The sequence below is a fragment of the Microbacterium sp. Leaf288 genome, from assembly GCF_001422925.1.
In the GTDB taxonomy this organism is placed as follows: Bacteria; Actinomycetota; Actinomycetes; order Actinomycetales; family Microbacteriaceae; genus Microbacterium.
On the sequence record NZ_LMNI01000001.1, the window covers coordinates 734,858 to 761,062 of the forward strand.

Sequence of the window (26,205 nt, forward strand, 5' to 3'; positions counted from 1 at the left end):
CGAAGACGGTGAGACCCCAGCCGACGGCCGAGACGGAGGGTTTCACCCACGGTCTCGTCCGTCTGCTGGGGTCTCAGCGGTTGTGGTCAGGCCGGCTGGTACTGCGTGCGCCAGCCGCCGTGGTAAGTCTGGCGGGCGACCGTCGAGTACGGCACGGGCGAGACGACCGCGCGCACCTCGAGCTGCTGGTGGGGCTCGACGGAGGCCTTCGTGGTGCCGCCGTTCGGCTCGCCCCACACGACCGTCACCTCGGCGCCCTCGGGCACGTCGGGGTTCACGGTCGCCAGCGACAGGGCGCGCTTCTCGTTGGCGCTGTACCCGGTGAACATCGAGAATCCGACGTTGTTGCCGTCGGCATCGGTCACCGAGTCGTAGTTGGCCGACCCGTAGTTCGCCAGCGGCAGGTCGAAGAACTTGTAGCTGTCGCCCTCGGTGTCGAAGAGCGACGCGAAGATCTTCGTGACGTCCTCGGCATTCCACGCCAGGGTGACCTTGCGGCGCTGCGTCTCGGGGTCGATCTGCTCGAGGGCGTCGCGGCCGATGAAGTCGTGGTCGAACTTCACGAACGAGCCGTAGCCGAGCTCCCACGGGGTCAGGTAGTAGTCCGAGATGTCGTCTGACACGAAGGACCCGGCGAGCGTGCCGGTCGCCTCGTAGCTGTCGACGCCGAGCCACTCGCGGTAGCCGCGCTCGGCCTCGCCCGAGTAGATCGCGGGCAGAGGCGACGGGATCCAGCCCGACTCCAGCGTGTTCGACGGGTACGCCCGCGAGCCAACCGGCACCAGGCCGAACTCGGCGCCCGCCTCGACGATGATGTCGCGCACGCGGTGGTGGTCCTCGTAGGGGCCCCACACCTCGAGCCCGGGTGCGCCGGCCATGCCGTGACGCAGCGTCCGGACGTTGGCGCCGCCGATCTGCATCTCGGCCATGCTGAAGAACTTCAGCTGCTCGAGCGGTCCGCCGTTGAGCTTCTCGATGACGTTCCACGCCGCCGGGCCCTGGATCTGGAACCGGTAGTAGCGGCGGCTCACCGCGTCGCCGTACGGGCGCGAGGGCGAGCGGCGGTCGACGGTGATGTCGAGGTTCGAGTACCCGCCGGTCTCACCGTGGTACAGCAGCCAGTTCGACGCCGGCGCGCGGCCGACGTAGACGTACTCGTCCTCCGCCTCGTGGAAGAGGATGCCGTCGCCGATGACGTGGCCAGACGCGGTCGTCGGCACGTACTGCTTGGCGCGGTTCACCGGGAAGGTAGCGACCGAGTTGATCGCCGTGTCGGAGATCAGCCGGATCGCGTCGGAGCCCTTGAGGAACACATTGTCCATGTGGTGCGACTGGTCGTAGAGCACGGCCGTGTCACGCCAGGCCCGCTGCTCCTTGATCCAGTTCTGGAAGTCCGCGGGGACCACCGGGTAGATGTACGAGCCGATCTGCGAGTTGCGCAGCATCTCGACGGCGTTGTGGCCGTCGAGCAGCTCCTGCAGATTCTTCGCCATGGGGAACCTCTCTGTTCATGGGATGGAGTTTCGGGAAGACGGATGCCGCGGCCCGCGGCATCCGTTCGATCAGGTGAAGACGATGGTGTGGTTGCCGTGACGGATGACGCGGTCTTCGGCGTGCCATTGGACGGCGCGGGAGAGCACGGCGCGTTCGACGTACGCGCCCCGGGCTTGGAGGTCGGCGGCGGTCATGGCGTGGGTGACGCGGGCGACGTCCTGCTCGATGATGGGGCCTTCGTCGAGGTCGGCGGTGACGTAGTGGCTGGTCGCGCCGATGAGTTTGACGCCCCGCTCTTTGGCCTTGCGGTAGGGGGCGGCGCCGATGAACGCGGGCAGGAACGAGTGGTGGATGTTGATGACCGGCACCCCCACCTCATCGAGGAACGAGTCGGAGAGGATCTGCATGTAGCGGGCGAGCACGACGAAGTCGACGTTGCCCGTGAGCAGCTCGACGATCCTCGCCTCGGCGGCGGACTTGTCGGGCCCCTGGGACGGCACGTGGAAGAACGGGATGCCGAAGCTGCGGACGTCCTCGGCGGTGTTGGTGTGGTTGGAGATCACCATCGGGATGGTGACCGGCAGCTCCCCGCGGCGGTGGCGCCACAGCAGTTCGAGCAGGCAGTGGTCGCTCGTCGAGGCGAGGATCGCCATCCGCTTGGGGATGGACTGGTCGGTGACCCGCCACTCCAGGCCGAGCGGGGCGAGCGTCTCGTCGAGATCGGCCTCGATGGCCGGCAGGGCGGCCTGCAGGTCGGGCCGGTGGAACACCACGCGCTGGAAGAACTCACCGCCCTCGGGGTTGTCGGAGTATTGGTCGAGCGTCACGATGTTGCCCTCGTTGCGGGCGACCAGCGCCGTCACCGCCGCCACGATGCCCGAGCGGTCGGGCCCGTGCACGATCAGGCACGCATGATCGCGTCGCACGTCGAGGTGGGTCGTCATCGGCGCGCCCCCGAGGACTGCGCTGCGACGAACTCGCGCGCCCAGGTGCTCGTCGCGGCGAGGCCGCCGAACGTGTAGAAGTGCAGCTTCACGTCGCCGGACTTCGGGTCGTCGGCGAGCAGAGTGGCGAGGTCCGACACGAAGCGGTCGGGTCCGGCGGTGCCCATGAGGTTGGTGAGCGAGAAGCCGTACTTCTTCACGATCATGGCGTTCGCGCCGATGCCGAAGCGGCGGGCGAAGCCGAGCAGCCGCTTGACGCCGGCCGGGCCGGGGGTGCCGATGCGGATCTGCGCGTCGATCCCGCGGGCGCGCACCGCGTCGATCCACGCCATGACGGGAGCGGTGTCGAACGCGAACTGCGTCAGGATCACGGCATCCAGCCCCTGCTGGGCAAGCGCGAGCACTTTCTCGTCGAGGTGACGCCACAGCACGTCGTCGGAGATGTCGGGGTGTCCCTCGGGGTAGCCGGCGATCGACACCTCGCGTGCGCCGTACTTCTGCAGCACGCCCGAGCGGATGAGCGTAAGCGAGTCGGGGTAGGGACCTGCCGGCTCCGCCGGGTCGCCGCCGACCGCGAACACGTGCTCGGTCGCGCCGACCTCCTGCAGCCGCGCGAGGAACTCCTCGAGCTGCGCCTCGGACTCCAGACGCCGCGCCGAGAGGTGCGGGACGGGCACGAAGCCCATCTCCTTGACCGCCTTCGCCGCTGCGACGCGCATCTCGAGGTCTTCGTTGCCCAGGAACGTCACGTTGACCTTCGTGCCCTGCGGAATCGTCTCGCGCGCCTCTTCGAGACCCGCGATGTCCTTGCCGGTCATCTCGAGCGAGAAGCCGTTCACGAGCGAGGCGGCGTGCGGGGAGACGGGGATCGAATGAGCCACTGTCGAGGTCCTTTCCTCTGCCGGGATGCGTCGCTGCACCGGCTGGATCCGAGAATACCTATGACCATAGGTAATGGCAATAGGCACGCTGGCGCGTGCGCGTCCATCCTCAGCGGGGGAGCGTCTCTCGCGCGCCACGGTTTCCGTTGAGCGGACATCGCCTTCGGCGTCCGTCCTCGGCGTGCGTCGTGTGCGCTCCTACAGGTCAACCGCGTGTCCACAGGACGTTTGCGCTCGAAGCATCCTGCAGAAGCCCGGTTGACCTGTTGAACGAATGGTGAGGGGGTGGCTTTGTTCACGAGTTTCGTGACGGGCGTCACAGAAGCATTGACAATCGATGCGGCGTGGCGCACCATGACATGTGTCCGGCACGCCGCGGTGAGGACTCCGACTCTTGGGACGGAACCCGGGCCGCCGGCACACCCCCGCACCGTCCACGAGAGGCCCGTCAATGAAGAAGAGTCTTGCCACCATCGGCGTACTCGCCGCCGCCGCGATCGCGCTGAGCGGCTGCACCGATTCCGCCGCCGGCCCGTCCTCGAGCCCGACCGACGACAGCGCGTCGGGCGAGCTCACCGCCGTCCGCGTCGCCGCGCTCCCCATCGCCGAGACCGGCGCGCTGTGGGCCGCGATCGACGAGGGCATCTTCGAAGATCACGGCCTCGACATCGAGGTCGTCCCCGCGCAGGGCGGCGCCAACGCGATCCCGGCGCTCCTCAGCGGCGACATCCAGTTCGCCATCGGCCAGCCGTTCGGTCCCATCCGCGCCGACCAGCAGGACCTCGGCGTCGTGATCGTCGGCAACTACGCGAACAGCCTGGCCGACGGCGACGACGTCAATGCCGTCGTCGCACTCGGCGACTCCGGCATCATGCGGCCGGCCGACCTCGCGGGCAAGAAGGTGTCGGTCAACACGATCGGCGCCGCCGGCGACCTCACGATCCGCAAGGCCGTGCAGGACGACGGCGGCGACCCCTCGACGATCGAGTTCGTCGAGGTCGCGTTCCCCGACGTCCCCGCGCAGCTCGAGGCGGGCACGATGGATGCCGCGTGGGCGCCCGACCCATTCCGCGGGATGATCCTCGGCGAGGGCGGCGTCTCGGTCGTGCAGCCGTACCAGGCGACGATCCCCGGGCTCTCGGTGCTCACGAACATCACGACCCAGGCGCTCCTCGACGAAGACCCCGACCTCGTCGCGGCCTACTCCGCGGCGATGACCGAGGCGCTCGAGTGGGCCTCCGGCAACGAGGAGGCCGTGCGCGCCGCGATCGCGACGAACCTCGAGATCCCCGAGGAGGCGGCCGCAGGCATCACCCTCCCCACCTTCACGTGGGACCTCGGCGACGCCGGCATCGAGGACCTCGGCGCGCTCGCCGTCGAGTTCGCGTACATCGAGGCCGAACCCGACTACGACCGCCTGCTCCAGCAGCAGTAGCCCCGACGAGGAGGGCGACGGATGCCTCGGCCCGAGGCATCCGTCCTCCTCCCCGCCCTCGTTCCCCGTCAACCGCGCCGTCGATCGGATTCACATGGCCACCGCCGCCGCCGTGCCCGCCCCCGTGAGGCGGAGCCCGCGACAGCTGCGCACGCTGCGCAAGCTCGCGCTGGGCGCCGCCGGCATCCTCGGATTCCTCGTGACGTGGCAGCTGCTTCCCACCCTGGGCCTCGTCGACCCGCGCTACTTCCCGACGGCGACCGAGACCCTCGCCCAGCTCGGGCAGGAGATGCGCGACCTGGAGTTCTGGCGCAACGTGGGGCGCACCCTCACGGCGTGGGGCATCGGCCTGGTGATCGCGACCGTGCTCGCGACGGTGCTCGGCACGGTCATCGGGCTCGTGCCGTTCCTGCGCCGCGCGACCCACACCACCGTCGAGTTCCTGCGGCCGATCCCGTCGGTCGCCCTCATTCCGCTCGCGGTGCTGCTGTACGGGTACCAGCTGCAGGCGGCGCTCATCATCATCGTGTTCGCGAGCTTCTGGCAGGTCTTCATCCAGGTGCTCTACGGCGTGGCCGACGTGGATGCCGTCGCCCGCGACACGGCGCGCAGCTTCGGGTTGTCGCGCGGCTCGCGCATCGTGAACCTCGTCTTCCCGACGGCCCTCCCGTACCTCATGACCGGACTGCGGCTGGCCGCCGCCGTCGCGCTGATCCTCGCGATCACGGCGGAGATGTTCATCGGGAACCCGGGGCTCGGCCGCGAGATCGTGTTCGCGCAGTCGGCGGGCAACTGGCCGGTCGTCTATGCGCTCGTGATCGTCACGGGCCTGCTCGGGCTCCTCATCAACCTGGTGTTCCGTGCGATCGAGCGCCGGTCCCTGGCGTGGCACCAATCGGTGCGAGGGGAGGAAGTGCTGTGACCCTGTACACGAGCACCGTCGTCACACCCCGCCCGCGCTCGCGCGTGTGGGCGAAGATCGGCGAGAACACCGCGTATGCGATCGGCCTGCCGATCATCCTGGTGGTCATCTGGGGGATCTGGGCGACCGTCGCCCCGGCGCAGTTCTTCCCCTCGCCCGCCGAGCTGCTCGAGGCGTTCGTCGACACCTGGATCGGGCCGGCCTTCGTCACCGACGTGCTGCCGAGCCTCGGTCGGCTCGCGATCGGCATCGTGCTCTCGATCGTGGTCGGCGTCGTCGCCGGCACGCTCATCGGCCTGAACCGCTGGCTGCGGGAGCTGCTCGAGCCGATGCTCGAGTTCTTCCGCGCCGTGCCGCCTCCGGTGCTCCTTCCGATCGCTGTCGTGCTGATGGGACCGACCGACGCCATGAAGATCGTCGTGATCGTCATCGGCTCGGTGTGGCCCATCCTCCTCAACACGATCGAGGGGGTGCGCTCCACCGATTCGGTCATGACCGAGACGGCCCGTTCGTTCGCGTTGACGCGCGGGGAGCACCTGCGGTACCTGGTGCTGCCCGCGGCGAGCCCTCGCATCATGGCGGGCGTCCGCCAATCGCTGTCGATCGCGCTGATCCTCATGGTCATCTCGGAGCTCGGCTACTCGTCATCGGGCCTGGGCTATCAGATCGTCTTCTTCCAGCGCAATTACCTCATCGCCGAGATGTGGAGCGGCATCCTGCTGCTCGGACTCATCGGTATCCTGCTCGCGGCGATCTTCGGACTCGTCGAGCGACGCGTGCTGCGCTGGTATCACGGAATCAAGGAGGTGGAGCGTGCCTGAGACGCTTCGAACAGCACAGACGCTCTTGAACGTCGAGCACCTGCGCAAGGTCTACGAGTCGTCGACCGGGAACGTCGAGGCGATCGGCGACATCGGATTCCGGATGGATGCCGGCGAGCTGGTGTGCATCGTCGGCCCCTCCGGGTGCGGCAAGACCACGCTGCTGAAGTGCATCGCGGGGCTGCTCAAGCCCACGTCGGGCGTCGTGGAGCTCGGCGGGCGGCGGGTCACCGCTCCGCCGCCGAACATGGCCCTGGTCTTCCAGGAGTACGGGCGCAGCCTGTACCCGTGGCTGACGGTGCGCGGCAACGTCGAGCTGCCGCTCAAGCACAAGAAGCTGTCGCGGGCCGACCGCGATCGACTCATCGACGACGCGCTCGTCGCGGTGGGCCTCGACCACGCCGCCAAGAGCTATCCGTGGCAGCTGTCCGGCGGCATGCAGCAGCGCGTCGCGATCGCACGCGCCGTCGCCTATCAGCCCGAGGTGCTCATCATGGACGAGCCCTTCGCCGCCGTCGACGCGCAGACGCGCGCCGACCTCGAGGACCTCGTGCGCACGCTCCACCGCGAGCGGGGCATGTCGATCCTGTTCGTGACGCACGACATCGACGAGTCCGTCTACCTCGGCGAGCGGGTCATCGTGCTGTCGAAGTCGCCGACCTGGGTGCAGGAGGACCTCGCGATCGACCTCGCGCCCGAGCGCGACCAGATCACGACGCGGGCCCTGCCCCGGTTCACCGAGCTGCGCACGCACGTGTACGAGCAGATCCAGCGCGCGAAGCGCGGCGAGGCCGTCCGCCCGGAGGCCGCGTGAGCGTCGCGAACGTGCGCGCGGCATCGCCGGCGGCGGGAGCGTCGCCCCTCGAGACGTCGGTGCTGACGCGCAAGCCGCGGCAGCTGCTGCTGGCGTTCTTCGGCGAGTTCGTGTGCGACCGCTACTTCGAGCCGCTGCGGGCCAGCGTGCTGATCGGCACGCTCGAGAGTGCGGGCGTCGCCGCCTCGGCGGTGCGGACCAACCTCGATCGCATGGTCGAGAGCGGACTCCTCGAGCGCCGGCGTCTCGGGCGTGAGATCGGATTCGAGCTGACATCGCACGGCAGCGAGGTGCTGCGCGAGGCGTCCGGCCGCGTCAACGGCCCGGCACCGTTCGAGCCGCAGGGCGAGGGCTGGACCCTCGTGACCTTCACCGTTCCCGAGCACCTGCGCGACCTCCGGCACCGGCTGCGCGCGACACTCACCTGGTCGGGGTTCGCGGTGCTGCGCGACGGACTGTGGATCGCACCCGGTTCGGTGGACCTGGCAGCTGCGCTGGAGGCGATCATCCCGGATCTGCCCCCGGCATCCGTCAATGCCTTCTCGGCGACGGAGCTGGCCGGCTTCCCGATGGCCGAGGCCGTGCGCGACGCGTGGGATGTGGAGCGGATCCGCGCGGCACATCGTGAGTTCATCGAGCACTGGGAGCGGGAGGATGCCGCCGCCGACCTGCCCGCTGTCACGGCGCGGACGCTCCTCGTGGCCGACTGGCTCGCACTGCTGCGTGCCGACCCGCGGCTGCCGCGGCAGTACATGGGCGATGACTGGCCCGCCGACCGCTCCGCCGAGCTCTTCACCCGGCGGCACCGGGAGTTCGCCTTCCCGGCCGTCCGCGATTTCGCGGGACTCGTCGACTGAGACCCGGCCGCGCTCAGGTCACGCGGTAGGCCACGTACCGCACGCGATGCGCCTCGCGGATGTACGACGCCAGGTAGACCGCGCGCTCGAACTCGGGGTGCGCGGCGCATTCGAGCGTGAGAGCCGCACGGAAGTAGTAGTCGGCGGGATCGACGTCCTCACCGCGGAGGAGCGCCTCGAGCACCGCGGGGTCGCCGCTGCGCACCCCGCGGGCGCGGATGTAGAGGAGCGAGCCGTCGTCGCCGCGGGCGCTGTAGCGCCCGTCGATCTCGATGGACCCGTCCGCGCGCACGGTCTGCCAGTCGGCGCCGCCGGAGAGGATCTCGCCGTCGAAGGCGCCTGTGATCGTGCCGCCGACGACGGGGATGATGCGACGGTGACCGGCGCGGGTCATGCCGTGGTCCTCGAGCGGGCCGAGGTCGGCGACGACCTCGAACGCGCGCTCGAGCGACGGGGCCGGCGGTTCGTGCGTCATCGGCTCTCTCCGTAGCGGGCGCGGAGGTCCGCCTTGCGCACCTTGCCGGAGGCGGTGCGGGGGAGTTCCTCGACCACGACCACGTTCTTGGGCAGCTTGTACCGCGCGAGCAGCCCGTCGAGGTGCTCGCGGACGATCCGCGTGTCGACCTCGGCGCCCTCGCGCACGGTCACCACGGCCAGCGGAACCTCGCCCCACCGCTCGTCGGGCACGCCCACCACGGCGACCCCCGAGATGCCCTCGATGTCGGCGATGAGGTTCTCGACCTCGGCGGGATAGATGTTCTCCCCGCCCGAGATGATCATGTCCTTGAGCCGATCGGAGATGTAGAGGTAACCGTCGCGGTCGAGGTAGCCGAGGTCGCCCGAGCGGAACCACCCGTCGCGCGTGAACGACGCCGCAGTCTCATCGGGCAGGCCGTGGTACCCGAGGAAGACGTTGGGCCCTGCGACCTCGATCTCGCCGACCGTGCCGCGCGGCACGACCTCGCCGTGCTCATCGGTGATCCGCACGTCGGTGAAGAAATGGGGGAGGCCGACACTGCCCTGCTTCTGCCGCGTCATCGCCGGAGACAGCGACGTCGCCCCGGGCGAGGTCTCGGTCATGCCGTAGCCCTGCGAGAACGACAGGCCGCGCTCCTCGTACGCGTTGAGGATGCGCGTCGGAACCGCCGACCCGCCGCACGTCAGCTTCTGCAGCGACGACAGGTCGGTCGACGCCCACGCAGGATGGTCGGCCATCATCTGGTAGGTCGTGGGCACGCCGCTGAGCATCGTGATGCGGTGCTGCTGGATCAGTTCGAGTGCGCGGCCCGGCTCGAAGCCCTTCTCGAGCACGAGCGTCGCGCCCTTCAGCAGTACGGGCAGCGCGCCCATGCCGAGGGAGGCGACGTGGAAGAGCGGCGAGATCATGAGCGACACGTCGCTCGAGACGACGTCGTAATCGACGACGCAGTTGAGGGCCACCCACGTCAGGTTGCCGTGGCTGAGCACGGCGCCCTTCGGCCGCCCGGTCGTGCCCGACGTGTAGATGATCGCGGCCGGGGTGTCGAGGTCGACGTCGGCGACGGTGTGCCCGTGCGGCGCCTCGGCGATCAGTCGCGCCAGGCCGGGGTGCTCCGCAAGGCCCTCGCCGGTCACGATCACGTGCGCGATGCGCCCCGCCTCGACACCTGGCATCGCGCGGTCGAGGAACTCGGCATCCAGCACGACGGCGCGAGCTCCGGAGTCGGCCAGCACGTGCCGCATCTCGGGCGCCGCGAGCCGCGTGTTCACCGGCACGAACACCGCTGCGAGCTGGGCGGCGCCGAACATCACCTGCAGGAACTGCGGGCTGTTCTCGCCGATGTACGCGACGGCGTCGCCCGCCCGGATGCCGCGATCCCACAGCACGGCGGCGACGCGGTCGGCGGCATCCGCCAGCTCCCCGTAGGTCAGCTCCGCGTCGCCGAAGACGACGGCCGTCTTCTCGGGGTCCTTGAGGCGCCGCTTGGCGAGCCAGAACCCGATTCCCTTGTGCATCGTTGCAGTGTCCTCTCCTTCGAGGATGCGTGCCCGGGTCAGGCGTAGAAGCGGTACAGGCCGCGCGCGACGACGGCGGGCTTGCCCCCGCCCTCGATCTCGATGGTCTGGTCGACGGCGAACTGGTAGCCGCCGGGGATCTCCGTGACCTCGGCGATGACCGCGCCGCCGCGCACGCGCGCGCCGACCTTGACCGGCGACACGAACCTCACCTTGTCGAGGCCGTAGTTGACGCGCGTGGTCACTCCGGTGACGTCGAACAGCTCGGACCAGAACTTCACGGTCAGCGACAGCGACAGGAAGCCGTGCGCGATGGCGCCGCCGAACGGGCCCTCGGCCGCGCGCTCGGGGTCGACGTGGATCCACTGGTGGTCGTCGGTGGCATCGGCGAAGAGGTTCACGCGCTCCTGCGTGACCTCGAGCCACTCGGTCCAGCCGAGGTCGGTGCCGGCGAGGCCGGCGACGTCGGCGTAGTCGACGGTGGTGGTCATGGGTTCTCCTTCGATGGGTTTCAGATGAAGGCCGAGGCGCCCGTGAGGGCGCGGCCGACGATGAGGGCGTTGATCTCGTGCGTGCCCTCGTACGAGTACACGGCTTCCGCGTCGGCGAAGAAGCGGGCGACGTCGTGCTCGAGCAGGATGCCGTTGCCGCCGAGCACTTCGCGGCCGAGGGCGACGGTCTCGCGTGCGAGGCGAGCGGTCTGCAGCTTGGCGAGCGCCGAGTTCTCGTCGGCGTACTCGCCCTGGTCCTGCCGGGCAGACAGCTGTGCGACGAGCGCCAGCGACGCCACGGCATTGCCGAGCATGCGGGCGAGCTTCTCCTGCACGAGCTGGAAACCGCCGAGAGGCCGCTCGAACTGATGCCGCTCGCGCACGTACCGCACCGTCGCGTCGAGTGCGCCGGCCTGAAGTCCGGCCGCGATCCAGGCGACGTCCGACCGCATCGCGCGGAGGATCCGCGCCACGTCACGCCACCCGTTCACGTTCTGGAGGCGCTCCGCCTCGGTCACGCGCGCGCCGTCGAGAGTGATCACCGCGTTCTGCATCGGTCGCAGCGCGATCTTGCCGGCGATCGCCTCGAGGCGCACGCCTGTCGCGTCGGTGGGCACGAGGAAGGCCTTGACCGCGTGGTCGTCGACATCGCGCGCGAACACGACGAGCACATCGGATGCCGCGGCCCCGCCGATCCACTTCTTGCGGCCGTCGATCACCCATGCGTCGCCCTCGCGACGGGCGGTGGTCGCGAGGCCGCCGGCGATGTCGGACCCGTGCTCGGGCTCGGTGAGTGCGAAGACGCCCTTCAGGTCGAAGCTGCGCACGCGCGGATCGAGCTCCTCCACCTGCGCGGGGGATCCGCCCAGCGCGATCGTGGTGCGGAAGAGCCCCGACTGCGCGTTGTAGAGCGTCGCGACCGATACGTCGGTGCGCGCCAGTACGTAGTTGCGGAACCCGGAGTACACGCTCGACGCCGCCTCCGCAGCATCCACCGCCTCCGGCTGCATGAGGTCGAGAGGGATGAGCGCGTCGAGCACCTCGGGCGGCATCGTCGCGGTCTCCCACGCCTCGGCGAGGAGGGGACGGATGCTGCTCTCCAGCGTCTGCTGCAGACGCCCCAGCGCCGCCCGCGCGGCGGGGCTCAGATGCGCGGCCGCGATCGCGTACGGGTCGAACCCGAACGTCGCATCCGCCTCGAGCGCGGGCATGTCAGCCCGCCAGTCCCAGCAGCCGCACCGCGTTGTCCTTCAGGATGCCGGGCATGACCTCGGGCTTGAAGGAGCCGGCGGTCTCGGCATCCCTCATCCAGCGGTCGGGGGTGAGCAGGGGGAAGTCCGAGCCGAACAGCACCCGGTTCTTGAGGTAGGAGTTCGCGGCGCGCACGAGCGACTCGGGGAAGTACTTGGGGCTCCAGCCCGACAGGTCGATCCAGGTGTTGTGCTTGTGGGTCGCGACCGACAGGGCTTCGTCCTGCCAGGGGACCGACGGGTGGGCCATGATGATCTGCAGCTCGGGGAAGCGGGCGGCGACCGGGTCGAGCAGCATCGGGTTCGACAGGCCCAGCAGCAGTCCGCGCCCGCCCGGCAGGCCCGCGCCGATGCCGGTCTGGCCGGTGTGGAACAGTGCCACGACGCCGGCGTCCTGCAGCGTCTCGTACAGCGGTGAGTAGGCCGGGTCGGAGGGATCGAAGCCCTGCACGGTCGGGTGGAACTTGAAGCCCCGCACGCCGTGGTCCTCGATGAGGCGGCGGGCGTCGTCGACCGCGGTCGGCGAGAGCGGGTCGACGGAGCCGAAGGGGATGAGCACGTCGTTGTTGCGGGCAGCGCCCTCCGCGATGTCGGCGCTCGAGATGGGTGCGTGCCCGAAGTTCGTGCGGGCGTCGACCGTGAACACGACGGCCGCCATGCGGCGCTCGCGGTAGTACGCGGCCACGCCGTCGAGGTCGGGGTTCGGCCCGTCGGTGCTGAAGTACTTCGCCGCCGCGTCGCGCAGATCGTCGGGCAGCGACGAGTGCCCGTGATGGTCGACCTCGATGTGCACGTGCACGTCGATCGCGGTGATCGCGTCGAGGTCGATCGCGGGTTCGTAGCGGATCATGGCGCCTTCCGGTCGGTGAGCGAGCGAAGCGAGACGAAACGGGTCAGCCGGTCATGAGCGCTGCAGCTCCTCGGGCAGCGGCGGGAACTTCTCGCCCACCGACTGGAGAGCCCCCGCAGCGTCGGCGAAGCCGGTCGCGAGATCGTCGTACGACCAGCCGCCGTCGCTGTAGGCGGTGGCGACGGCCTCGGGGTGCGACCACAGCTGCAGCCGGTCGCCGCCGATGCCGATGGCCTGCCCGGTGACGGCGGCCGCAGCATCCGACGCGAGATACGCGATGAGTCCCGCGACGTCGTCCGACGTGCCGAATCCGAGGTCGTGGCGGAAGAACGCGGGCATCGGCTCGCCCGCGGCGTCGGCCTCGACAGCGGCCGCGAAGTAGGGCACGGTCGCGGTCATGTCGGTCGCGGCGACGGGGATGACGGCGTTCGCGGTGATGCCGGCGCGCTTGAGCTCGAGCGCCCACGTGCGCACCATGCCGACGATGCCGGCCTTGGCGGCTGCGTAGTTGGTCTGGCCGAAGTTGCCGCGCTGGCCGGTGGGGGAGCCGATGCAGATGATGCGGCCGGCCACCTCGTTCTCGCGCATCCAGCTCGCGGCCTCGCGCACGCAGGTGAACGTGCCGCGCAGGTGCACGTTGATGACGGTGTCGAAGTCGTCGTCGCTCATCTTCCAGAGCACCGTGTCGCGCAGGACGCCGGCGTTGGTGACGAGGATGTCGAGTCGACCGAAGGTGTCGACTGCGGTCTGCACCAGCTGCTTCGCGGTCTCGGTGGGGCCGACCGGCAGGGCCACGGCGACCGCGCGACCGCCTTCGGCCTCGATGGTGGCGACGGCTTCGGCGGCGGTGGCCTCGTCGACGTCGTTGATCACGACGGCGGCGCCCTGGCGGGCGAGCTCCTGGGCGTAGGCGAGGCCGAGGCCGCGGCCCGAGCCGGTGACGATGGCGACCTTGCCGTCGAGAGGTGCGTGCGAAGACATGCGTGAACTCCTTCGTGTCGGATCCATTGAAGACCCAACTGTTGAGAAAGTCAATCATTCCGTTCATCCATGAATTCGACTACGATCGTGGGCATGCCCGACACCGCTCACCCCATTGCCCCGGAGGGGCTGCGGGCGTCGGCGTTGAGCGACGACGTGAGTTTCCTGCTCGCGCGCGCGAACGCCATCGCGCTCGCCGCGGGCAACGCCGCCCTGGCCGAACACGGGCTGAAGGCGCGCTCGTACTCCGTGCTGGTGCTGACATCGGGCGAGGCGCGGCCGTCGCAGCGCGAGCTCGCCGAATTCCTCCGGCTCGACCCGAGCCAGGTCGTGAGCCTCGTCGACGAACTGCAGTCGCGCGGCCTCGTCGAGCGCCAGCCCGATCCCGCGGACCGGCGCGCCAACGTGGTCGTCGCGACCGATGCCGGCCGCGCACTCGTCGGCCAGGCGCGGGAGTCGGCCCGGGCGGCCGAAGAGCGCGTGCACGCCGATCTGACGGAATCAGACCGCGCGACGCTCGCCACGCTGCTGCGCACGGTCGCCTTCCCGTCCGACTGACGGCGGCACGCGGCATCCGTCCCCGGCTCGGGGGTCGCGACATGCGGGGTGGGCGCGTCGATTCCGCGTGTCGCGCGACCTGAAGGGCCGCCGAGCTCAGCGGCGGTCGAGGACGTAGCGGTCGCGCCCGGCGAACACACCGACCACCGTGAGGGCGACGAGCACCGCGAGCACGAGCGCGAGCGATGCCGTCCAGCCGCCGGTGAGGCTGTGCAGGGCGCCGAAGGCGACCGGGCCGAGCGCGGCGATGACGTAGCCGACGGACTGGGACATCCCCGACAGGGCCGCCGAGGTGTCGTGGTCGCGGGCGCGCTGCGCCATGAGCGTGAGCGACATCGCGAGCGTCGCGCCGCCAGTGAGTCCGATGAGAGAGCCCCACACCAGGACGCCGTCCGGCGCGATCATGAGGCCTGCGACGCCGACGATCGCGAGCGACGGGATGAGCGCGGGCGCCCACCGTTCGAGGCCGCCGCGCAGCGCGAGAGGCAGCAGCAGGCAGCCGGCGAGCGAGAACAGCTGGTAGACCATGACGTCGATGCCCGCGACGACCTCGGAGCGTCCGATCGACATCGACAGCGGCGCGAGCCACGTCACGAACATGTAGAACATGGATGCCTGGAGGCCCATGTAGGCGGCGACGAGCCAGGCGATCGGGTCGCGCCAGATGCCGGTGCGCCCGCGCGGTGCCGCGGAGCGGTCGTGGGCACGGGCGGCGCCACGGTGCGCCCACCACCACGCGACGATCGCGAAGGGCAGGAGCGCGGCGCCGGTGACGAGGAGCGCGAAGCGCCACCCGGCCGGATCGCCGCCGACCTCGATGTGCGAGATCGGCACGACCACGCCGGAAGAGACGGCGCCGAGGCCTGCGAGCAGGGCGGTGTAGGCCGCGGTCACGGCGGGGACGTGGCCCGAGAACTCCCGCTTGACCACGGCGGGCATGAGCACGTTGATGAGGGCGATCCCGATGCCGATGATCGCCGTGCCGATCCACAGGCTCACCACCGGGCCGGGGATCGAGCGCACGAGGGTGCCGGCGAACAGCACCAGCAGCGACCACAGCAGCACCCGCGGCTGCCCGAACCGGCGGCTCAGATCGTGCGCGAGCGGCGAGAACAGCGCCCACGCGACGAGCGGCACCGCGGCGAGCAGGCCCAGCGCCGAGACCGACATCCCCGTGTCGGTGCCGATCTGGTCGAGGAGCGGCCCGAGGCCCGTGATCGCGGGCCGCATGTTCATCGCGACCAGGCAGACCGCCGCGAGGAGCATCGCCACCGAGGCCGTGCGCGACGGCTCGGGCGGTGCGGTCCGGGGCGGTGAGGCCATAGGCACCGGACTATAGCCGAGGCCGGGGCCGTAGCATCCGTTCATTCCCGTTCAGCGGCAATGCCGGCTTGTCGGGGTTCGGGGCGCGGCGCGTCCGTTCGGGGCGCGCGGCGTCCGCCCCGAATGCGTACGCTGCGCCCCGAACGGCACTCACGCCACGGGCCACTGCGTCAGGCGAGGCCCTCGAGCGGCCAGCCGGTGTACGCCTCGGCGAGGAAGCGGCGACCGGCCTCGGACTCGACCACCGACTGCAGCTCGCCGAGCTGGCGCAGGCGGTCGAAGTCCGACGCGTCGGGCGCGACGTGGAGCATGTTGGTCATCCACCACGAGAAGTGCTGGGCCTTCCAGATGCGGTGCAGCGTCTTCTCGGGGAACGCCTCGATGAGGCGGTCATCGTTGTCGAGAAGGAGGGCGCGCAGCGCGCGCTCGAGCACGAGCACGTCCGCGACGGCGAGGTTCATCCCCTTCGCGCCGGTCGGCGGCACGGTGTGCGCGGCGTCGCCGATCAGTGCGACGCGGCCGTTCAGCAGCTCGTGGGCGACGAAGCTGCGGAACCGCAGCACGTCGCGCTGGAAGATCGGGCCCTCCTTGAGCGTCGTGCCGGGCACGCGCTTCTGCAGCTCCTCCCACAGCTGCTCCTCGCTGAGGGCGTTCGGGTCGGCGTTCGGGTCGCACTGGAAGTACATGCGCTGCACCGTGGCGCTGCGCTGGCTGATGAGCGCGAACCCGTCGGGCGAGTTGCTGTAGATGAGCTCCTCGGCGCTGGGCGGCGCCTCGCACAGGATCCCGAACCAGGCGAACGGGTACTCGCGGAAGTACCCGCCGGTCGACGACCCCGTGACCGCCTCGCGCGCGACGCTGCGCGAGCCGTCGGCGCCCACGACGAACTCGGCCTCGATCTCGAGGGGCGCGCCGTCGGCGTCGGTCGCGATGACGCGGGGGCGATCGGATGCCGCGTCCTCGACGCGCACCGCGGTCACGCCGAAGCGGAGGTCCTGGCCCTTGCCGAGGCGCGCCGCGATGAGGTCCTTGAGGGCCTCATGCTGCGGGTACAGCCAGACCCCGCGGCCGACGAGGTCGGCGAAGTCGATGCGGTGGCCGGCGCCGGCGAAGCGCAGCTCGATGCCGTCGTGGCGGTTGCCGACGGTGCGCACGCGGCTCGACGCACCCGACGAGTCGAGCACCTCGACGGTGCCCTGCTCGAGGATGCCGGCGCGGATCGTCGTCTCGATCTCTTCGCGCGAGCGCTGGTCGATGACGACCGACTCGATGCCGGCGATTCCCAGCAGATGCGACAGCAGAAGCCCGGCCGGGCCGGCGCCGATGATGGCGACGCGGGTGCGGATCGTGGACATGGACGTCTCCTTCGACGTTCGGGAACGGATGCCTCGGCCCAGTGTGACGGGGTGCGTCCCGGGTTGATCCGGATTCCCATTGAATGGGCTCGCGACGCGCCGCCGTCACCGGACTTCCACACAGAATCGGATCCGCTGTTGCGGACCGCGGAGGCGGCGCGCCGGTCGCCACGGCGCCGTAGCGGCGTGTCGGGCCGCGCGTCCGTAGGCGCGGATCCGCGGGTGAGGGCGGGTGGGTGGCGGATCGAAGACCGAACGCCCGAGACGAAGGGGACGGATGCCGCGGCGCGGCGTGGTGGGCACCGATCAGCGGCGGTCGGTCCGCAGGTCGGCCTCGATTCCGGCCGCGGCCTCGCGCAGCGCATGGATCGCGGCCCCCGGGTCGGTCTCGCGGGGGAGCACGACCGACAGCGCGGCGACGACCTCGCCCGCGTCGCGGATCGGCACGGCCACGCCGGTCGACACGGCCTCGATGGAGCCGGGCGCCACGACCACGCCGGCGCGGCGGACCTCGGCGATGAGGCGGCGCAGGCGCGCAGCATCCGTCACCGTCTCTGGAGCGAGGGCGCGCAGCGCGCCGGCGAGCACCCGCTCGCGCAGGGCCGACGGCGCATGGGCGAGCAGGACGAGGCCCGACGACGAGGCGTGCAGCGGCAGGCGTCCGGCGATGCGGGTGATGTTGGCGCCGGCGTCGGGGTGGGAGAGGCGCTCGAGGAAGAGGGCCTCGTCCTGCTCGAGCACCGCGAGCTGCGTGTGCTCGCGGATGCGCGCCTGCACCTGCTCCATGTGAGGCAGCGCCGCCTGGCGGAGCCGCAGGGCCGTCGAGCCGCGGAGGGCCAGCTCCCACAGGCGCATGCCGAGGTGCACGCGCCGGTCCTCGTCGCGTTCGAGGAGGCCCGCGTCGACGAGCTCGTCGACGATCCGGTGCGCGGTCGACGACGGCAGCCCCGCGCGGCGGCCGATCTCGGCCGCCGACTGCATCGAACGCTCGGCGGTGAACGTCTCGAGCACCCGCACGATGCGGTCGGTCATCGAGTCGCCGGAGGGCGAGTTGGCCATGCGCCCACTCTGCCATTCCTGAGCGACCTGTCGTTGAGCGAAGAGCGCTCTGGCGCCCGTAGTCGAAACGCCTGGGGTGTGCGGGAGTGCCGAGGCCGAGGTTGCTCGCAAGGTCGGCGCGTTTCGACTCGCTCGTTCCTCGCTCGCTCAACGACCGGGAGAAGGCCAAGCCCTCGCTCGCTCGACGACCGGGAGAAGGCCAAGCCCTCGCTCGCTCGACGACCGGCGGGTCGGGGCGGGTAACGTCGCACGAGGAGGATCCATGGCGGACGGCGAAGGCGTGCTCGAGCGCACGCTGCGGGTGCTCGGGTGCTTCACCGACGACGAGCCGGCGGTCACGGCGACGACGCTCGCGGCGCGCACAGGGCTCGCGTCATCCACGCTGCACCGCCTGCTCGCGACGCTCGTGGCCGAGGGCCTCCTCACGCGAGGGCCCGGCCACACCTACGCCATTGGTCCGCGGCTGTGGGAGCTCGGCGAGCTCTCGCCCCTGTCGCTGCGCCTGCGCGAGACGGCGCTGCCCCACATGGTGCGGCTGTACGAGGCGACCGGCGAGAACGTTCACCTCGCGGTACTCGACGGTGCAACGCCTGCCACGACGACCGCGCTGTACGTCGGACGCCTCACTGGACGCCAGTCGATCCCGACGCTGAGCCGCATGGGAGGACGCGGGCCCCTCCACACCACGGGCGTCGGCAAGGCGCTGCTCGCGACGCGCGACGAGGGCTGGCTGCGGGAGTACTTCGAGGCGCCGCTCGAGCGAGAGACGGTCAACTCGATCGCGACGGAGCGGGAGCTCCGCGCCGACATCGCGCGCACGCGGGCCCTCGGGTACGCGACGACCCGCGAGGAGATGACCCTCGGCAACGTCTCGGTCGCGGCCGCGCTGCCGCGGGTCGAGGGCTTGCCGCCGGTCGCGCTCGGGCTCGTCGTGCACCTCGCGCGAGCCGACGAGCGGCGTCTGGGGCCCCTCGTCGTGCAGGCCGCGAAGGACCTCCACCACGATCTCCGCGTGGCGTGACCCCGCACCACTCCAGGTTTGGGGCGCATTTCGTCCGTTGGGGCGCACATCGTGCGCCCCAACGGACGAATGGCGCCCCAAAGCCGACAGGGAACGACGCCGAGCGCGCGACACCGACAGTGCCGACCCGCACGCCGCGGGAGGGCTACGGATGCCGCGGGGCGCAGCATCCGTGATTCCCACTGAGTGGGAATCCACGGCGGTGAGTGCACGCGGGAGTGCGACCCTGGGACGACCCGAGTCGTCGAAGGAGACCTCATGACACAGGCCCAGCCCGATCCCCAGGGCGAGGAGGCGTTCTCGTCGTCGGTGGTGCTCGAGCAGACGGCGGCGGCCCCCGAGTCGCTGCTGGCCTCGCCCGACCAGCTCACCCAGCGCGAGATCACGCAGGAGATCGTCGATTACCACGCCGCCGCCGCACGGCGTGAGGCGGCGGGAGAGCGGCTCAACATGAGCCTGCACGACTTCCCGCCGTACCGGTCGAGCCTGCTGCGCCACCCGACCAAGAACCCGAAGCTCGTCGACCCCGAGACGATCGAGCTGTTCTCGCCCGCCTTCGGCCAGCGCGACGTCGCGGCGATCGAGTCCGACCTCACGCTGCAGCACATCGGCGAGCCCCAGGGTGAGCGCATGACCGTCGAGGGTCGCGTGCTCGACTCGTGGGGGCGTCCGGTCCCCAACCAGCTCGTCGAGATCTGGCAGGCGAACGCCGCAGGTCGCTACATCCACCAGCGGGATCAGCATCCCGCTCCGCTCGACCCGAACTTCACCGGCGCCGGCCGAATCGTCACCGACGACGACGGGTACTACAAGTTCACCACGATCAAGCCCGGCGCCTACCCGTGGAAGAACCACGTCAACGCGTGGCGGCCTGCGCACATCCACTTCTCGATCTTCGGCTCGGGCTTCACGCAGCGCCTGGTGACGCAGATGTACTTCCCGGGCGACCCGCTGTTTCCCCTCGATCCGATCTACAACACGATCTGGCGCCAGAAGGACCGCGACCGCCTCATCGGCCTCTACGACCACGACCTGTCGGTGCCCGAGTTCTCGATGGGGTACCGCTTCGACATCGTCGTCGACGGCCCCGACGCGACGTGGTTCGAGCCCGAAGAAGGAGAGCACTGATGGCCCGCACCGCCCGCGACCTCGGCCCGAAGACCCACGAGGCCACCGGCGGCCAGACCGTCGGCCCGTTCTTCGCGTTCGGCCTGGATTACGAGAAGAAGCACCAGGTCGTGTTCCCGCACAGCCCGGGCTCGGTCGTGCTCGGCGGCACGGTGTTCGACGGCGCCGGCAACCCGATCCCCGACGCGGTCATCGAGATCTGGAGCGCCGACGAGAACGGCCGGATCCCGCGCGCCCACGGCGCCTTCCGCCGCGACGACCATTCGTTCACGGGTTTCGGTCGCGCAGCCACGACAGACGTCGGCCGCTACGAGTTCTGGACGCGCAACCCCGGTCCGGTCGACGGCGGCGCGCCGTTCTACTCGGTCATCGTGTTCGCGCGCGGCCTTCCCGACAAGCTCGTGACGCGCATCTACCTCCCCGAGCACGAGGAGCTCCTCGCCGCAGACCCGCTCCTGTCCTCGCTCGACGCCGACGAGCGCGCTACGCTCATCGCGACGCGCCTGCCGGACGGCAACCTGCACCACGACATCCACCTGCAGGGCGAGAAGGAGACCGTGTTCCTTGCCTTCTGACCGTGACCGGCCCGCACTCGATGGGGGCCTGCTCTCGCCCGTGACCGTCGGTCACGACGAGACGGTGACGGATGCCGCGTACCTCGACGCCCTCGTGACGGCCGAGGTCGCGCTGGCACGGGCCTGGGTCGAAGCCGGGGCCGCCCCGGCCGAGGCGGTCGACGAGATCGAGACGGAGTTCGGCTGGCAGGGGGCGCTCCGTGGATGCCGCGACCACGGCGTCGACGGCACGGCGCTGCCCGCTGCGGCCGTCGCCGGCGGCAACCCGGTGATCCCGCTGGTCGGGCGGCTCAAGGAACGAGTCGGAGTCGACGCGCGACTCTGGGTGCACCGCGGGGCGACCAGCCAGGACATCGTGGACACCGCGGCGATGGTGGTGGCCCGGGCGGCGACGAGCCGTATCGTCGCGGCGCTCGTGCACACCGAGGTGTCGCTGCGCTCGCTGGCCCGTTCCCGGCGCGACGAGGTCGCGGCGGCGCGCACGCTGACGCAGCACGCCGTGCCGACGACCGTCGGCCTGCGCGCGGCCGGCTGGCTGCGGGGCGTCGAGCGCGCGAGGTCGCGCGTCGACGACGTGCAGCACCAGCTGCCGGCTCAGCTCGGCGGCGCCGCGGGCACGCTCGCGTCCTTCACCGAGATCGCGGGGCCGGAGGCGGCCGCCGCGCTGCCCGCCGCCTTCGCGCACGAACTCGGACTCGCAGCACCCGACGCCCCGTGGCACACGAGCCGCTGGCCGATCACCGAGCTGGGCGACGCCCTGGTGCAGGCGATCGACGCCGTCGGCAAGATCGCCGCCGACGTCGCGACGCTCAGCCGCACCGAGATCGGCGAGCTCGCCGAGGGCGCGGGCGGCGGATCGTCGGCCATGCCGCAGAAGCGCAACCCCGCAGCATCCGTCCTCATCCGCTCGGCCGCGCTGCGCGCTCCCCAGCTCGCGGCGACGCTGCATCTCGCGTCGGCACTCGCCGCCGACGAGCGCCCCGACGGCGCGTGGCATGCGGAGTGGCCGACGCTGCGGGAGCTGCTGCGCCTCGCGCTCGGCGCGACCGCCCACGCGGCTTCACTCGTCGCCGGGCTTCACGTCGACACCGACGCCGTCGCCCGCAACCTCGCGGCCACCGGCGGGCTCATCGTCTCGGAGCGCCTCTCGATCGTGCTCGGGCCTGTGCTGGGTGCCGCGCGTGTGGCGGAGCTCGTAACCGGGGCCGCCGCGGGCGGCGACCTCGCCGGGCTCCTCGCGGCGTCGCCCGACGTCGCCGCGCTCGCGGCAGCGGCCGGAGCGACCCCCGAGGCGTTCGCCGCCGACCTGCTCGACCCCGCCCGCTACACCGGACTCGCCGGCCGCCTCGTCGACGAGGCCGCCGCACGCACCGCAGAGGAGGACGCGTGACCGTCCCCGCCATCTCCCTCACCGACCCCGTCGGCCCTGACGGTGCGCCGCTGCTCGTGCTCGGGCCGTCGCTCGGCACGTCGACGCTGCTGTGGGACCGCGTCATCCCGGCGCTCGCCGAGCACTACCGCGTCGCCCTGTGGGACCTGCCCGGCCACGGCGCCGCGCCCCCGTCGACCGAGGCGTTCACGATCGCCGAGGTCGCCGACGCGGTCGCCGACGCGGTCGACGGGCCGTTCCTGTACGCCGGGGTCTCGCTCGGAGGCGCCGTCGGGCTCGAGCTGCTGCTGCGCCACGGTGACCGCATCGCCGCCGCAGCGATCCTGTGCTCGGGCGCGAAGATCGGCACCGCAGAGGGCTGGCACGAGCGGGCGGCCCAGGTGCGCGCGCAGAGCACGTCGAGCCTCATCATCGGTTCGGCGCAGCGCTGGTTCGCGCCGGGATCGATCGAGCGCGACCCCGACCTGACGGGGCGGCTCCTCCACGTGCTGCAGAACACGCACGACGAGAGCTACGCCCGCTGCTGCGACGCCCTCGCCGTCTTCGACGTGCGCGGCCGGCTGGGCGAGATCGCCACCCCGGTGCTCGCGGTGTGGGGCGATCACGACGCAGTCACGCCCGAGGCATCCGCTCGCGAGATCGCCGCGGGTGTGCAGCACGGCGAGGCGATCGGGATCCCGGATGCCTCCCACCTGGCGCCCGCCGACTCCCCGGCGCAGACCGCCGCGGTGCTGAGGGAGTTCTTCGACACGGTCGCCGCGGAGCGTGCCGCGTGAGCCGGCCGGACGGCGAGGGCCTCACCGACGAGGAGCGCTACGACCAGGGCATGGTGGTGCGCCGCGAGGTGCTGTCGGACGCCCACGTCGACCGCGCGATCGCGGGCACGACCGAGCTGACCGCCGACTTCCAGGACTTCATCACCCGCGTCGCGTGGGGGGACATCTGGTCGCGCCCCGGCCTCGACCGCCGCTCGCGCTCGGTCGCGGTGCTCACGGCGCTCATCGCGCTCGGGCATCACGAGGAGCTCGCGATGCACCTGCGCGCGGCGCTGCGCAACGGCCTCACCGTCGACGAGATCAAGGAAGTGATCCTCCAGGCCGGCCTGTACTGCGGCGTCCCCGCCGCCAACACCGCGTTCCGCATCGCGAAGGACGTGTTCGCCGAGGAGTCCTGACCGGCCTTCTTCTTCCGGGTTCGCTTCGCGGGGTCTTGCGTCGTCGTCCTCCCGGGTCGTCCCTGCCCCCTGGTCTCGGTGGTTTGGGGCGTGCGACGTGCGTTCGGGGCGTGCGGGGTGCGCCCCGAATGCACGCGGTGCGCCCCAAACCCGTGCGGACGACGGATGCTGCGGCTCAGGGCTTCCGAAATGACCTCGTCGCACGTACACTGGGTCGCAGAGCGTACATCTGTTCGCACAGCGAACAAGCGAGGAGGCGGTTCGTGATCGACAAGACTGTGGGCTCCGTCGAGGAGGCCGTGGCCGGCATCCGCGACGGGGCGACCATCATGATCGGCGGCTTCGGGCGTGCCGGGCAGCCCGTCGAGCTCATCGACGCGCTCATCGCGCAGGGTGCGAACGACCTGACGATCATCAACAACAACGCCGGCAACGGCGATGTCGGGCTCGCGGCGCTGCTCGCGAAGAAGCGGGTGCGCAAGATCCTCTGCTCGTTCCCGCGTCAGCACGACTCCTGGGTCTTCGACGGGCTCTACCGTGCCGGCGAGATCGAGCTCGAGCTCGTCCCGCAGGGCAACCTCGCCGAGCGCATCCGCGCGGCCGGTGCGGGCATCGGCGCGTTCTTCTCGCCGACGGGCGTCGGCACCCAGCTCGCCGAGGGCAAGGAGATCCGCGAGATCGACGGCCGCTCCTACGCGCTCGAGTACCCGATCAAGGCCGACTACGCCCTGGTGAGTGCCTACCGCGCCGACCGGTGGGGCAACCTCGTGTACCGCGAGACCGCACGAAACTTCGGGCCGATCATGGCTGCCGCCGCGACCACGACGATCGTGCAGGTCGACGAGCTCGTCCCGCTCGGCTCGCTCGACCCCGAATCCGTCGTGACCCCCGGCATCTTCGTCGACCGCGTGGTCGCCGTGGGCGAGCGCGGGTGGCTCGACGCCGGCGCGTTCGTCGGGGGAGTGGACATCGAGGGCCGCCCGCTCGCCGGCGCCGCAGCATCCGGAACGGAGATCGACCAGTGACCGAGACCGCAACGACGGCGACGCGCATCCCCCGCGAGCAGCTCGCGGCGCGCATCGCGCAGGACATCCCCGAGGGGTCGTACGTCAACCTCGGCATCGGTGCGCCGACCCTGGTCGCCGACTACCTTCCCGAGGACCAGGAGATCATCCTCCACACCGAGAACGGCATGCTCGGCATGGGCCCGTCGCCGGTCGCGGGCGAAATCGATCCCGACCTCATCAACGCCGGCAAGCAGCCCGTCACGGCGCTGGCCGGTGCCGCGTACTTCCACCACGCGGACTCGTTCGGCATGATGCGCGGCGGCCACCTCGACGTGTGCGTGCTCGGCGCGTTCCAGGTGTCGCAGGGCGGCGACCTGGCGAACTGGTCCACCGGAGCACCCGGCGCGATCCCCGCCGTGGGCGGCGCCATGGACCTCGCCATCGGCGCGAAGAACGTCTACGTCATGACCGACCTCCTCACCAAGACCGGCGAGTCGAAGCTCGTCGAGGCGTGCACCTACCCGCTCACCGGCGTCGGCTGCGTCACGCGCGTCTACACCGACCACGCCGTCTTCGACGTCACGCCCGACGGCTTCGCGGTGCGAGAGGCGTTCGGCGACAACACCGTCGAGCTCCTCGCCGAGCTCACAGGCTTGAAACTTGTGGATGCCTCGAGCCGCGGCATCCGGGAAGGTGAATGACATGACCACCTACGTGTACGACGCCGTCCGCACGCCGTTCGGCCGCGCCGGCGGCGCGCTGTCGGGCGTGCGCCCCGACGACCTTGCCGCGGTCGTCATGAAGGCGACCCTCGAGCGCACCGGCCTCGACCCCGCGCGCATCGACGACGTGATCTTCGGCGACGCGAACCAGGCCGGGGAGGACAACCGCAACGTCGCACGCATGGGCGCCCTGCTCGCCGGCTTCCCGACGACGGTGACCGGCGTCACGGTGAACCGGCTGTGCGCCTCGTCGGTCGAGGCCGTCATCCAGGGCTCGCGTGCGATCGAGGCGGGCGACGTCGACGTCGTACTCGCAGGCGGTGTCGAGTCGATGAGCCGTGCCCCGTACGTGGTCGAGAAGTCGCCGCGGCCGTGGCCCAGCGTCGGCAACCAGACCCTGTGGAACACGGCGATCGGGTGGCGCATGACCAACCCGAAGCTGCCGAAGCACTGGACGATCTCGAACGGCGAGTCGGCCGAGCTCATCGCCCGCGAGTGGGGGATTTCCCGCGACGCGCAGGACGAGTTCGCCGTGCGGTCGCACCGGCTCGCCGCCGAGGCGTGGGCTGCGGGCGTCTACGACTCCGAAACAGTCCAGGTGCCGGGCGCTGAGCTCGCCCGCGACGAGGGCATCCGCGACGACACGTCGGTCGAGAAGCTCGCCGGGCTCAAGGCGCTGTTCGCCGCGGACGGCGAGGGCAGCGTCACGGCCGGCAACTCGTCGCCCATCAACGACGGCGCCTCCGCGGTGCTGCTCGGCCGAGAGGGTGTGCTGCCGACGGAGCCGCTCGCCCGCATCACCGGCCGCGCCGCCCACGGCGTCGACCCCGACCAGTTCCCGATCGCGCCGATCGAGGCCGCGAACAAGGCGCTCGCGCGCGCCGGCCGCACGTGGGCCGACGTGGACGTCGTCGAGCTCAACGAGGCGTTCGCGTCGCAGTCGCTGGCGTGCCTGGCGGGCTGGCCCGACCTCGACCCCGACAAGCTCAACATCCACGGCGGCGCCCTCGCGATCGGCCACCCCCTCGGCGCCTCGGGCGGCCGCATCATCGGCCACGCTGCGCACGAGCTCGCCAGGCGCGGCGGCGGGGTCGCGGTCGCGGCGATCTGCATCGGCGTGGGGCAGGGCCTCGCCGTCGTGCTCGAGCGCTGAGTCGG

At 71.0% G+C, this 26,205-nt stretch carries 27 protein-coding genes; 15 read left to right on the plus strand and 12 right to left on the minus strand.

All coding sequences use genetic code 11. The features are described 5' to 3' along the window. Positions 1-86: 86 nt before the first annotated feature. The 3 genes from ligM to ASF40_RS03120 form a co-directional block, all read right to left on the minus strand. Positions 87-1,493, minus strand: coding sequence for a vanillate/3-O-methylgallate O-demethylase (ligM, locus tag ASF40_RS03110; protein ID WP_056366193.1), 1,407 nt, complete (start codon positions 1,491-1,493; stop codon positions 87-89). A gap of 69 nt (positions 1,494-1,562) precedes the next feature. Continuing rightward, the gene (gene purU / locus ASF40_RS03115; RefSeq protein ID WP_056366196.1) at positions 1,563-2,438 is read right to left on the minus strand and encodes a formyltetrahydrofolate deformylase; all 876 of its coding nucleotides are present in this window, start codon (positions 2,436-2,438) and stop codon (positions 1,563-1,565) included. Next, a complete protein-coding gene (locus tag ASF40_RS03120) occupies positions 2,435-3,256 on the minus strand; it encodes a methylenetetrahydrofolate reductase (protein ID WP_200919423.1) in 822 nt (273 codons plus the stop codon). The genes purU and ASF40_RS03120 overlap by 4 nt, the downstream gene beginning before the upstream one ends. A gap of 514 nt (positions 3,257-3,770) precedes the next feature. On the opposite strand from ASF40_RS03120, the gene ASF40_RS03125 reads away from it, so the two are divergent. The 5 genes from ASF40_RS03125 (at position 3,771) to ASF40_RS03145 (ending at position 8,168) form a co-directional block, all read left to right on the plus strand. Next, complete coding sequence (locus ASF40_RS03125) at positions 3,771-4,754, plus strand: ABC transporter substrate-binding protein (protein ID WP_056366202.1); 984 nt, start codon at positions 3,771-3,773, stop codon at positions 4,752-4,754. Between the two features lie 94 nt (positions 4,755-4,848). Next, positions 4,849-5,676 (plus strand): ABC transporter permease, encoded by an 828-nt coding sequence (locus ASF40_RS03130; protein ID WP_082496816.1) that lies wholly within the window; start codon positions 4,849-4,851, stop codon positions 5,674-5,676. Further along, positions 5,673-6,497: an ABC transporter permease gene (locus tag ASF40_RS03135; protein WP_056366205.1), complete on the plus strand. Its 825-nt coding sequence runs from the start codon at positions 5,673-5,675 to the stop codon at positions 6,495-6,497. Before ASF40_RS03130 ends, ASF40_RS03135 begins: the two co-directional genes overlap by 4 nt. Beyond that, positions 6,490-7,311 (plus strand): ABC transporter ATP-binding protein, encoded by an 822-nt coding sequence (locus ASF40_RS03140; RefSeq protein WP_056366208.1) that lies wholly within the window; start codon positions 6,490-6,492, stop codon positions 7,309-7,311. Before ASF40_RS03135 ends, ASF40_RS03140 begins: the two co-directional genes overlap by 8 nt. Beyond that, a complete protein-coding gene (locus tag ASF40_RS03145) occupies positions 7,308-8,168 on the plus strand; it encodes a PaaX family transcriptional regulator (RefSeq protein WP_235560110.1) in 861 nt (286 codons plus the stop codon). The genes ASF40_RS03140 and ASF40_RS03145 overlap by 4 nt, the downstream gene beginning before the upstream one ends. 13 nt (positions 8,169-8,181) lie before the next feature. Here ASF40_RS03145 and ASF40_RS03150 read toward each other — a convergent pair whose 3' ends face one another. From ASF40_RS03150 to ASF40_RS03175, 6 genes are read right to left on the minus strand one after another with little or no spacing between them, the layout of a single operon-like run. After that, entirely contained in the window at positions 8,182-8,643 is a 462-nt protein-coding gene (locus ASF40_RS03150) for a DUF3237 domain-containing protein (RefSeq protein WP_056366211.1), read from the minus strand. Continuing rightward, positions 8,640-10,163: an o-succinylbenzoate--CoA ligase gene (gene menE, locus ASF40_RS03155; protein WP_056366214.1), complete on the minus strand. Its 1,524-nt coding sequence runs from the start codon at positions 10,161-10,163 to the stop codon at positions 8,640-8,642. The genes ASF40_RS03150 and menE overlap by 4 nt, the downstream gene beginning before the upstream one ends. Positions 10,164-10,201: 38 nt before the next feature. Then, on the minus strand, positions 10,202-10,654 hold the full coding sequence (locus ASF40_RS03160; RefSeq protein WP_056366217.1) for a MaoC family dehydratase: 453 nt from the start codon (positions 10,652-10,654) through the stop codon (positions 10,202-10,204). A 20-nt stretch (positions 10,655-10,674) separates the two neighbouring features. Then, on the minus strand, positions 10,675-11,865 hold the full coding sequence (locus ASF40_RS03165; RefSeq protein ID WP_056366220.1) for an acyl-CoA dehydrogenase family protein: 1,191 nt from the start codon (positions 11,863-11,865) through the stop codon (positions 10,675-10,677). Between the two features lies 1 nt (position 11,866). Then, complete coding sequence (locus tag ASF40_RS03170) at positions 11,867-12,754, minus strand: amidohydrolase family protein (protein ID WP_056366222.1); 888 nt, start codon at positions 12,752-12,754, stop codon at positions 11,867-11,869. Between the two features lie 51 nt (positions 12,755-12,805). Continuing rightward, positions 12,806-13,735 (minus strand): SDR family NAD(P)-dependent oxidoreductase, encoded by a 930-nt coding sequence (locus ASF40_RS03175; RefSeq protein ID WP_056366225.1) that lies wholly within the window; start codon positions 13,733-13,735, stop codon positions 12,806-12,808. 93 nt (positions 13,736-13,828) lie between these two features. On the opposite strand from ASF40_RS03175, the gene ASF40_RS03180 reads away from it, so the two are divergent. Beyond that, positions 13,829-14,293, plus strand: coding sequence for a MarR family winged helix-turn-helix transcriptional regulator (locus ASF40_RS03180; RefSeq protein ID WP_056366227.1), 465 nt, complete (start codon positions 13,829-13,831; stop codon positions 14,291-14,293). A gap of 96 nt (positions 14,294-14,389) precedes the next feature. Here the strand turns inward: ASF40_RS03180 and ASF40_RS03185 are convergent, their stop codons facing one another. From ASF40_RS03185 to ASF40_RS03195, 3 genes are all read right to left on the minus strand, one after another. Continuing rightward, the gene (locus ASF40_RS03185) at positions 14,390-15,616 is read right to left on the minus strand and encodes an MFS transporter (RefSeq protein WP_235560111.1); all 1,227 of its coding nucleotides are present in this window, start codon (positions 15,614-15,616) and stop codon (positions 14,390-14,392) included. A 170-nt stretch (positions 15,617-15,786) separates the two neighbouring features. Then, a complete protein-coding gene (locus ASF40_RS03190) occupies positions 15,787-16,971 on the minus strand; it encodes a 4-hydroxybenzoate 3-monooxygenase (RefSeq protein ID WP_056366230.1) in 1,185 nt (394 codons plus the stop codon). A gap of 306 nt (positions 16,972-17,277) precedes the next feature. Continuing rightward, positions 17,278-18,030 (minus strand): IclR family transcriptional regulator, encoded by a 753-nt coding sequence (locus ASF40_RS03195; protein ID WP_056366233.1) that lies wholly within the window; start codon positions 18,028-18,030, stop codon positions 17,278-17,280. 262 nt (positions 18,031-18,292) lie between these two features. On the opposite strand from ASF40_RS03195, the gene ASF40_RS03200 reads away from it, so the two are divergent. The 9 genes from ASF40_RS03200 (at position 18,293) to ASF40_RS03240 (ending at position 26,200) form a co-directional block, all read left to right on the plus strand. Further along, positions 18,293-19,051 (plus strand): IclR family transcriptional regulator, encoded by a 759-nt coding sequence (locus tag ASF40_RS03200; protein ID WP_056366236.1) that lies wholly within the window; start codon positions 18,293-18,295, stop codon positions 19,049-19,051. 258 nt (positions 19,052-19,309) lie between these two features. Then, positions 19,310-20,179, plus strand: a complete 870-nt coding sequence (gene pcaH, locus ASF40_RS03205; protein WP_056366238.1) for a protocatechuate 3,4-dioxygenase subunit beta — start codon at positions 19,310-19,312, stop codon at positions 20,177-20,179. After that, positions 20,179-20,754, plus strand: coding sequence for a protocatechuate 3,4-dioxygenase subunit alpha (gene pcaG, locus ASF40_RS03210; protein ID WP_056366240.1), 576 nt, complete (start codon positions 20,179-20,181; stop codon positions 20,752-20,754). Before pcaH ends, pcaG begins: the two co-directional genes overlap by 1 nt. After that, complete coding sequence (locus ASF40_RS03215) at positions 20,744-22,144, plus strand: lyase family protein (RefSeq protein WP_235560112.1); 1,401 nt, start codon at positions 20,744-20,746, stop codon at positions 22,142-22,144. The genes pcaG and ASF40_RS03215 overlap by 11 nt, the downstream gene beginning before the upstream one ends. Further along, positions 22,141-22,920: an alpha/beta fold hydrolase gene (locus ASF40_RS03220; RefSeq protein ID WP_056366247.1), complete on the plus strand. Its 780-nt coding sequence runs from the start codon at positions 22,141-22,143 to the stop codon at positions 22,918-22,920. Before ASF40_RS03215 ends, ASF40_RS03220 begins: the two co-directional genes overlap by 4 nt. Next, a complete protein-coding gene (gene pcaC, locus ASF40_RS03225) occupies positions 22,917-23,318 on the plus strand; it encodes a 4-carboxymuconolactone decarboxylase (protein ID WP_200919415.1) in 402 nt (133 codons plus the stop codon). The genes ASF40_RS03220 and pcaC overlap by 4 nt, the downstream gene beginning before the upstream one ends. 263 nt (positions 23,319-23,581) lie before the next feature. Continuing rightward, positions 23,582-24,343, plus strand: coding sequence for a 3-oxoacid CoA-transferase subunit A (locus ASF40_RS03230; RefSeq protein WP_056366250.1), 762 nt, complete (start codon positions 23,582-23,584; stop codon positions 24,341-24,343). Continuing rightward, the gene (locus ASF40_RS03235) at positions 24,340-25,026 is read left to right on the plus strand and encodes a 3-oxoacid CoA-transferase subunit B (protein WP_056366253.1); all 687 of its coding nucleotides are present in this window, start codon (positions 24,340-24,342) and stop codon (positions 25,024-25,026) included. The genes ASF40_RS03230 and ASF40_RS03235 overlap by 4 nt, the downstream gene beginning before the upstream one ends. A 1-nt stretch (position 25,027) precedes the next feature. After that, on the plus strand, positions 25,028-26,200 hold the full coding sequence (locus ASF40_RS03240) for a thiolase family protein (RefSeq protein WP_056366256.1): 1,173 nt from the start codon (positions 25,028-25,030) through the stop codon (positions 26,198-26,200). Positions 26,201-26,205: the final 5 nt, after the last annotated feature.

Coding starts and splice junctions, on each gene's coding strand:
- pcaH (WP_056366238.1), top strand. CDS start 19,310: ATGACACAGGCCCAGCCCGATCCCCAGGGCGAGGAGGCGTTCTCGTCG.
- purU (WP_056366196.1), bottom strand. CDS start 2,438: ATGACGACCCACCTCGACGTGCGACGCGATCATGCGTGCCTGATCGTG.
- menE (WP_056366214.1), bottom strand. CDS start 10,163: ATGCACAAGGGAATCGGGTTCTGGCTCGCCAAGCGGCGCCTCAAGGAC.
- ASF40_RS03200 (WP_056366236.1), top strand. CDS start 18,293: ATGGCGGACGGCGAAGGCGTGCTCGAGCGCACGCTGCGGGTGCTCGGG.
- ASF40_RS03190 (WP_056366230.1), bottom strand. CDS start 16,971: ATGTCCACGATCCGCACCCGCGTCGCCATCATCGGCGCCGGCCCGGCC.
- ASF40_RS03120 (WP_200919423.1), bottom strand. CDS start 3,256: ATGACCGGCAAGGACATCGCGGGTCTCGAAGAGGCGCGCGAGACGATT.
- pcaG (WP_056366240.1), top strand. CDS start 20,179: ATGGCCCGCACCGCCCGCGACCTCGGCCCGAAGACCCACGAGGCCACC.
- ASF40_RS03125 (WP_056366202.1), top strand. CDS start 3,771: ATGAAGAAGAGTCTTGCCACCATCGGCGTACTCGCCGCCGCCGCGATC.
- ASF40_RS03180 (WP_056366227.1), top strand. CDS start 13,829: ATGCCCGACACCGCTCACCCCATTGCCCCGGAGGGGCTGCGGGCGTCG.
- ASF40_RS03185 (WP_235560111.1), bottom strand. CDS start 15,616: ATGGCCTCACCGCCCCGGACCGCACCGCCCGAGCCGTCGCGCACGGCC.
- ASF40_RS03130 (WP_082496816.1), top strand. CDS start 4,849: ATGGCCACCGCCGCCGCCGTGCCCGCCCCCGTGAGGCGGAGCCCGCGA.
- ASF40_RS03175 (WP_056366225.1), bottom strand. CDS start 13,735: ATGTCTTCGCACGCACCTCTCGACGGCAAGGTCGCCATCGTCACCGGC.
- ligM (WP_056366193.1), bottom strand. CDS start 1,493: ATGGCGAAGAATCTGCAGGAGCTGCTCGACGGCCACAACGCCGTCGAG.
- ASF40_RS03165 (WP_056366220.1), bottom strand. CDS start 11,865: ATGCCCGCGCTCGAGGCGGATGCGACGTTCGGGTTCGACCCGTACGCG.
- ASF40_RS03240 (WP_056366256.1), top strand. CDS start 25,028: ATGACCACCTACGTGTACGACGCCGTCCGCACGCCGTTCGGCCGCGCC.
- ASF40_RS03195 (WP_056366233.1), bottom strand. CDS start 18,030: ATGGCCAACTCGCCCTCCGGCGACTCGATGACCGACCGCATCGTGCGG.
- ASF40_RS03150 (WP_056366211.1), bottom strand. CDS start 8,643: ATGACGCACGAACCGCCGGCCCCGTCGCTCGAGCGCGCGTTCGAGGTC.
- ASF40_RS03170 (WP_056366222.1), bottom strand. CDS start 12,754: ATGATCCGCTACGAACCCGCGATCGACCTCGACGCGATCACCGCGATC.
- ASF40_RS03160 (WP_056366217.1), bottom strand. CDS start 10,654: ATGACCACCACCGTCGACTACGCCGACGTCGCCGGCCTCGCCGGCACC.